The organism is Microbispora bryophytorum (assembly GCF_006874465.1).
Classification (GTDB): Bacteria; Actinomycetota; Actinomycetes; order Streptosporangiales; family Streptosporangiaceae; genus Microbispora; species Microbispora bryophytorum.
The window spans coordinates 1-1131 of record NZ_VIRL01000050.1 but is presented as its reverse complement, the minus strand read 5'-3'; the positions used below and the strand labels follow the sequence as shown (position 1 = coordinate 1131).

Annotated in this window: 1 pseudogene; it reads right to left on the bottom strand. The window is 63.8% G+C overall.

The annotated features are described in order from the left end of the window. Window positions 1-1131: pseudogene (locus FLX07_RS35690) on the bottom strand (DNA-directed RNA polymerase subunit beta); the annotation flags it as partial.

Here is a 1131-nt window from a genome sequence, read left to right as displayed (position 1 = left end):
CTGGTCCATGAACTGCGACAGCTGCGAGGTGCCGAAGAACTCCTTGATCGACGCCACGACCGGGCGGATGTTGATCAGGGTCTGCGGCGTGATCGCCTCGACGTCCTGCGTCGTCATGCGCTCGCGCACGACGCGCTCCATGCGGGCCAGGCCCAGCCGGACCTGGTTCTGGATCAGCTCGCCGACGCTGCGCAGACGGCGGTTGCCGAAGTGGTCGATGTCGTCGGTCTCGACGACCACCGAGCCCTCCGGGCCCATCGAGTCCTCACCGGCGTGCAGCCGGACGATGTACTCGATGGTGGACACGATGTCCTCGTCGGTCAGCGTGCCCTGGGTGATGTCGGCCTGGACGCCCAGCTTCTTGTTGATCTTGTAACGGCCGACCTTGGCGAGGTCGTAGCGCTTCGGGTTGAAGTACAGGTTCTCCAGCAGCGCCTGCGCCGACTCCTTGGTCGGCGGCTCGCCCGGACGCAGCTTGCGGTAGATGTCCAGCAGCGCGTCGTCCTGACCAGAGGTGTGGTCCTTCTCCAGAGTCGCCCGCATCGACTCGTACTGACCGAAGCGCTCCAGAATCTGGTCACTGGTCCAGCCGAGCGCCTTCAGCAGCACCGTCACCGGCTGCTTGCGCTTACGGTCGATGCGCACGCCGACACTGTCACGCTTGTCGATCTCGAACTCGAGCCAGGCGCCGCGCGACGGGATCACCCGGCAGCCGAACAGGTCCTTGTCGGAGGTCTTGTCGACGCTGCGGTCGAAGTAGACACCGGGCGACCGGACGAGCTGGGAGACCACGACACGCTCGGTGCCGTTGACGATGAAGGTGCCCTTCGACGTCATGAGCGGGAAGTCGCCCATGAACACCGTCTGGCTCTTGATCTCACCTGTGGTGTTATTGATGAACTCCGCCGTGACGAACATCGGGGCGGAGTAGGTCATGTCCTTGTCTTTGCACTCATCGACTGAGTACTTGGGCGCCTCGAACCTGTGGTCCCGGAACGACAGGGACATGGTTCCGGAGAAGTCCTCGATGGGACTGATCTCCTCGAAGATCTCTTCAAGACCCGACTGGGCCGGGACGTCCTTGCGCCCGGCCTGGCGAGCCGCCTCAACCCGGCCCTTCCATTTCTCGTT